3 protein-coding genes and 1 pseudogene are annotated in these 6188 nt (G+C 65.6%); all 4 read right to left on the bottom strand.

Annotation, left to right across the window (positions count from 1 at the left end; all coding sequences use genetic code 11):
• Positions 1–226 precede the first annotated feature (226 nt).
• Complete coding sequence (locus AC0L21_RS29325) at positions 227–1870, bottom strand: lysine--tRNA ligase (RefSeq protein ID WP_473265124.1); 1644 nt, start codon at positions 1868–1870, stop codon at positions 227–229.
• Positions 1871–1986: 116 nt separating this feature from the next.
• Positions 1987–2175, bottom strand: a pseudogene (locus AC0L21_RS29320) (hypothetical protein); the annotation flags it as partial.
• Positions 2176–2183: 8 nt separating this feature from the next.
• Positions 2184–4661, bottom strand: a complete 2478-nt coding sequence (hrpB, locus tag AC0L21_RS29315) for an ATP-dependent helicase HrpB (RefSeq protein ID WP_473265123.1) — start codon at positions 4659–4661, stop codon at positions 2184–2186.
• 146 nt (positions 4662–4807) lie between these two features.
• Positions 4808–6124 carry a UDP-glucose dehydrogenase family protein gene (locus AC0L21_RS29310; protein ID WP_473265122.1) on the bottom strand — a complete coding sequence of 439 codons (1317 nt, stop codon included), beginning with the start codon at positions 6122–6124 and terminating at the stop codon, positions 4808–4810.
• Positions 6125–6188 lie beyond the last annotated feature (64 nt).

Raw genomic sequence — 6188 nt, 5'->3', positions numbered from 1 at the left:
GAATCCCCAGATGCCGCTCTGAGTCAATCCGCCGCACCAGATATGTGCATGCCCTAGGGCGAAGGCCGGGACCCATACCGCGTGATCTATCAGAGAGTGGCGGTCTTCGTCCCAAAGGCCTCATGACTACCAACCTTCGCCAAACCTCTTCCTGGGGCTACGGGTCCCGGCCTTCGCCGGGACGACCTTGGGGAGATGCATTGCGCTCGTAACAGCAATGCGTTCCTCACGCACTCCGCGCCAGCGCGCCGTCGATCATATTCACCGCGTTCTGCACGCCATACACCGCGACAAAGGAGCCGAAGCGCGGGCCCTTTTCCTGGCCGAGCAGCACCTGGTAGAGCATGTTGAACCAGTCGAGTGTCACGCCGGGACGGCCGTCCTTGCCCTTCTTGACTGGATCGAGGAACGGCTCGCGGCGGCCGATCTCGTAGACGACGTTCTGGATGTCCTCGGCCGAGGCGTCCTGCGGAAGCTGCGATAATGCATCCCGCAAATCCTGCAGCGCCGCGCGCTCGGTCTCGGTCGGTTCGCGGAACGTCTTCGTCGGCGCGACGAAGTCGCGATAATAATTGATGGCATAGCCGACCATCGCGTCGAGCTTGGGATGCGTCTGCGGGCTCACGCCGGGCCGGTAGCGGCCAATGAAACCCCACAGCGTCTCGGCATTCTCCGCATTCGACGACGACACCAGCGTCAGCAAGAGCTGGAACGTGACGGGCATGTCGAACTTCGGCGGATGGCCGCTGTGGACATGCCAGACCGGATTGCCGAGCTGCTGCTTGGCGTCCTGCTTGGCAAAGCCGTCAATGAACTGCTGGTAGTCGTCGACGTTGCGCGGGATGACGTCGAAATACAGCCGCTTGGCCGCCTTCGGCTCGCGATACATGAACAGCGACAGCGATTCCGGCGAGGCGTAGCGCAGCCATTCGTCGATGGTGAGGCCGTTGCCCTTCGACTTCGATATCTTCTGGCCCTTGTCGTCGAGGAAGAGCTCGTAGTTGAAGCCCTCCGGCGGCGTGGCGCCGAGCGCCCTCGCGATCGCGCCGGAGAGTTTGACCGAGTCGATCAGATCCTTGCCGGCCATCTCGTAATCGACGCCGAGCGCGACCCAGCGCATCGCCCAGTCGGCCTTCCATTGGCACTTGACGTTACCGCCGGTGACCGGCGTCTCGACTTCCTGGTTGGTATCGGGATCGAGATAGGTCACCGTGCCGGCCGCAACGTCGCGGCGGATCATCGGCACCTGCAGCACGACACCCGTGGTCTTGCTGATGGGGAGGAACGGCGAATAGGTCGCGCGGCGGTCGGGTCCGAGCGTCGGCAGGATGATCGCCATCACCTTGTCGTAGGCAGCTAACATCTTGAGCAGCGTCGCGTCGAAACGGCCGGACGTATAATAGTCGGTCGAGCTCGCGAATTCGTAGTCGAAGCCGAAATGATCGAGGAAGGCGCGCAGCCGTGCATTGTTGTGGTGCCCGAACGACGGGTACTCGTTGGAGAACGGATCCGGCACGCGGGTCAGCGGCTTGCCGAGATGCGCGGCCAGCATCTCCTTGTTGGGGACGTTGTCGGGCACTTTCCGAAACCCGTCCATGTCGTCGGAGAACGCGAGCAGGCGCGTCTTGATCTTGTTCTCGGTCAGCACATGAAAAGCGTGCCGCACCATCGAGGTGCGCGCGACCTCGCCGAAGGTGCCGATATGCGGCAGGCCTGATGGCCCGTAGCCGGTCTCGAACAGCACCTCGTCCTTCGGGCTTTTCTTCAGCCGCGCGACAATGGCCTTCGCCTGCTCGAACGGCCAGGCGTTGGATTGTTCGGCGAGCGCACGCAGATCGCTCGGGTTCGCGGCAAGATCGATAACGGACATCTAAGGGGCCTCCGGGGCGCGGAAAATAGCGATTTCCGGGCAGAATGCAATTTTGTGAGACCCTCATCCTCAGAGCTTGTGACGCTTTTGCTCGTTCGGAGCGGAGTGGGGCTGCTTTATCGCGGTAAATGGCGGGTCTGAGTTCGTCGATGAGCTCTCGCTTCTGCGCTGCGGAGGCGGTTACCTTGCAGGATGTTGTTGGTGAGGGCGCACCAGAGCACGACGGCGTGGACTTTTTCAATCCCGCGCACGGTCAATTGCCGTAGGTTCCAGCTGCGCCAGCGGGCATGGATGCACTCGCATATCTAGCGCCTCACGTCCCGCGCGGCTTGACCCGCCGGGTCGGAAGCGCATTCGCCGGATCTTCGGGCCAGGGATGGCGCGGGTAGCGGCCGCGCAAATCGGAGCGCACGGCACTGTAGCTGCCGCGCCAGAAGCCAGGAAGATCGCGCGTCACCTGCACCGGGCGCTGCGCCGGCGACAGCAGCTCCAGCACCAGCGGCACCTTGCCGGCGGCGATCGAGGGATGGGTGTTGAGGCCGAACAATTCCTGCAGCCGCACCGCGATGGTCGGCCCCTGCTCGGCTTCATAGTCGATGGCGAGCACGCTGCCGGTCGGCGCCTCGAAATGCGTCGGCGCCTCGCGGTCGAGCCGCGCGCGCATCTCCCACGGCAACAACGCCATCAGCGCGTCGGAGAGATCGCCGGCGGAGATGTCCTTCAGCGCGATCTTGTCGTAGAGCGCCGGCACCAGCCAATCGTCGCGCCGTGCGATCAAGCCGTCGTCCGACAAATCGGGCCAGCTGTCGCCCTCGGCCTTGCGCAAAAACATCACGCGATCGCGCCATTGTTTGGCTACCTTCGACCAGGGCAGCCGGTCGAGTCCGGCGGCGATGAGCCCATCCGCGAAGATGCGCGCAGTGTCCTCCGAGGGCGACACGGCGAGCGTCGCCTCGGAGAGCGTGATCGCGTGCAGCGCGCGCTTGCGCCGCGCCCGCAGCGCCATCGCGCCGCGATCGAACGAGATCTCCTCGACGGATTCGATATGCTCGGCGAAATGCCGTTCGATCTCGTCCTGCGAGATTTGCGCTGCGAGCAGAATGCGTCCGCTCGCCGCCGTGCCCGTCATCTCGCCGATCGCGATATAGGGGGCGCGCGCGAGCGAGGAGGTTTGATCTACGGCAGCACCTCGACCGTTGGCGAGCACGAAGCTGCCATTGCCGCGGTTGCGCGCGACGCGATCCGGGAAGGCGTAGGCCAGCATCAGGCCGGTCGAGAGGCCAGCTTCTCCGGTCGCCGCCTTCTCTGACGCCGCCACCTGCGAGGCCCAGCGCCGCGCGAGGTCGCGCGCGCTTGCGGCTCGCGGGGAACGGTCGCGGCGGAACTGATCCCGACGGTGCTCGAGATCGACGCTGTCGCCGCCGAGCCCGCGCTCGGTGATGATGGCAGCGATCTCGGCGGCGGCTTCGCCCTCGCCGGCACGATGCGAATCCACGATCATGCGCGCGAGCCGCGGCGGCAGCGCCAGCGCGCGCAGGCTCTTGCCTTCCGCGGTGATGCGGCCATCGCCATCGAGCGCGTTGAGCTCGGAGAGCAGGTTTTTTGCTTCCTTCCAGGCCGGCTGCGGCGGCGGGTCGAGAAACGACAGTGCGGCAGGATCGGCGACGCCCCATTGCGCGAGATCGAGCACCAGCGAGGACAGATCGGCGCTGAGGATCTCGGGCTGGGTGTAGGGCGCGAGCGAGGCTGTCTGAGGTTCGTCCCAGAGCCGGTAGCAGACACCGGGCTCGGTGCGGCCGGCGCGGCCGCGGCGCTGGTCCGCCGCCGCGCGCGAGACGCGCACGGTCTCGAGCCGGGTCAGGCCGATGTCGGGCTCGTAGCGCGGCACGCGGGCAAGACCGGAATCGACCACGATGCGCACACCCTCAATGGTGAGCGAGGTCTCCGCGATCGAGGTCGCCAGCACCACCTTGCGCGTGCCCTTGGGTGCCGGCGAGATGGCACGATCCTGCACGGCGGCGTCGAGTGCGCCGAACAGCGGCACGATTTCGATGCTGGAATCCTGCACTCGTTCGGCGAGGAGGTTCTGGGTTCGGCGGATTTCAGCGGCGCCCGGCAGGAACGCCAGCACCGAGCCGGCATCGGCCCGTAGCGCCGAGGCGATCGCATCCGCCATCTGTCGCTCCACCGGCGCGTCCACCTTGCGGCCGAGATAGCGGGTCTCGACCGGAAAGGCGCGGCCCTCGCTTTCGACGACGGGCGCTTCGCCGAGCAATCTTGCCACGCGGGCGCCATCGAGCGTTGCCGACATCACGAGGATGCGCAAATCCTCGCGCAGGCCGGTTTGCGCGTCGCGCGCCAGCGCGAGGCCCATGTCGGCATCGAGCGAGCGCTCGTGGAATTCGTCGAACAGGACGGCGGCGATGCCCGACAGCTCGGGATCGTCGAGAATCTGGCGGGTGAAGATACCCTCCGTCACCACCTCGATGCGGGTCGCGCGCGAGATCTTCGAGCCGAAGCGGACGCGATAGCCGACAGTCTCGCCGGCGCGTTCGCCCAGTGATTTGGCCATGCGGTCGGCGCTGGCGCGCGCCGCGATGCGCCGCGGCTCCAGCACGATGATCTTCTTGCCCTTGGCCCAGGGGGCATCGAGCAGCGCCAGTGGCACGCGCGTGGTCTTGCCGGCGCCCGGGGGCGCCACCAGCACGGCGGCATGATGCGCCTCCAGCGTGCGCGAAAGGTCGTCGAGCACGGCATCGATCGGGAGGGGCGTGTCGAAACTGCGGGGCAAGGCCTGTCCATTCGTCATGCCCGGCAAAAGCGCGAAGCGCGTCTTCGCACGGAAACCGCCGGGCATCCACGTCGTCACACTAGAAAACAGACGTGGATGGCCGGGACAAGCCCGGCCATGACGGAATTATGCGCGACGTTGGATCGCTAGCCCTGCACCGGCGGCCGGCCAATGCTCTCGTAGACGAAGCCGGCCGCAGCCATCTCCTCGGGGCGGTAGATGTTGCGCAAGTCGACGATGACGGGCTGCGCCATGGTCGCCTTCAGCCGGTCGAGGTCGAGCGCCCGGAACTGCACCCATTCGGTGACGATCACGATCGCATCGGCGCCTTCCGCGCAGGAATAGGCGTCCTCGCAATAAGTGATGCTGGGCAGCTCGCTCTTCGCCTGCTCCATGCCGACGGGATCGAAGGCCTTCACCTTCGCGCCCATGTCGATCAGGCCGGTGACCAGCGGAATCGACGGCGCATCGCGCATGTCGTCGGTGTCGGGCTTGAAGGTGAGGCCGAGCACGGCGATGGTCTTGCCGCGCAGCGAGCCGCCGAGCGCCTGGCTCACTTTTCGCGCCATCGCGCGCTTGCGGTTCTCGTTGACCGCCAGCACGGACTCGACGATGCGCAAGCTCACATCGTAGTCCTGCGCGATCTTGATCAGCGCCTTGGTGTCCTTCGGAAAGCAGGAGCCGCCGAAGCCGGGACCGGCATGCAGGAACTTGGTGCCGATGCGGTTGTCCAGGCCAATGCCGCGCGCGACCTCCTGCACGTTGGCGCCGGCCTTTTCGGAGAGGTCGGCGATCTCGTTGATGAAGGTGATCTTGGTCGCGAGGAACGCGTTGGCGGCGTATTTGATCATCTCGGCGGTGCGGCGTTCCGTGAACATCAGCGGCGCCTGGTTCAGCGACAGCGGACGATAGATGTCGCTCATCACCTTGCGGCCGCGCTCGTCGGCGGTGCCGACGACGATGCGATCGGGGAATTTGAAGTCGCGGATCGCCGCGCCCTCGCGCAGGAATTCGGGATTCGAGGCGACGACCACGTCGGCTTTGGGATTGGTCTCGCGGATGATTCGCTCGACCTCGTCGCCGGTGCCGACCGGTACGGTCGACTTGGTCACGACGACGGTGAAGCCGGACAGCGACTGCGCGATCTCTTTCGCGGCGGCATAGACATAGGACAGATCGGCGTGGCCGTCGCCGCGGCGCGACGGTGTGCCGACCGCGATGAACACGGCATCGGCATCCGCGACCGGCTTGGACAAATCGGTGGTGAACTCCAGCCGCTTGGCCTTGACGTTGGTCGCCACCAGCTCGTCGAGCCCGGGCTCGTAGATCGGGATCTCGCCACGATGAAGGGCCGCGATCTTCTTCTCGTCCTTGTCGACGCAGACGACGTCGTGACCGAAATCCGCAAAGCAGGCCCCGGACACCAGTCCCACATAGCCCGTGCCGATCATAGCAATGCGCATGAAAAACCCTGTTTGGCTTGGTTAACAAAATCCCTATTCCAAGGCGGTTTAGCATTTTACCGGG

It is taken from the genome of Bradyrhizobium sp. WSM4873 (assembly GCF_055811355.1).
Note: the sequence above shows the minus strand (reverse complement) of the source record. Positions and strands in the feature narration are given on the sequence as shown.

Bases quoted from the DNA above. Each gene is read 5' to 3' on its own strand.
- AC0L21_RS29325 (WP_473265124.1), bottom strand. From the start codon at position 1,870: ATGTCCGTTATCGATCTTGCCGCGAACCCGAGCGATCTGCGTGCGCTC.
- AC0L21_RS29310 (WP_473265122.1), bottom strand. From the start codon at position 6,124: ATGCGCATTGCTATGATCGGCACGGGCTATGTGGGACTGGTGTCCGGG.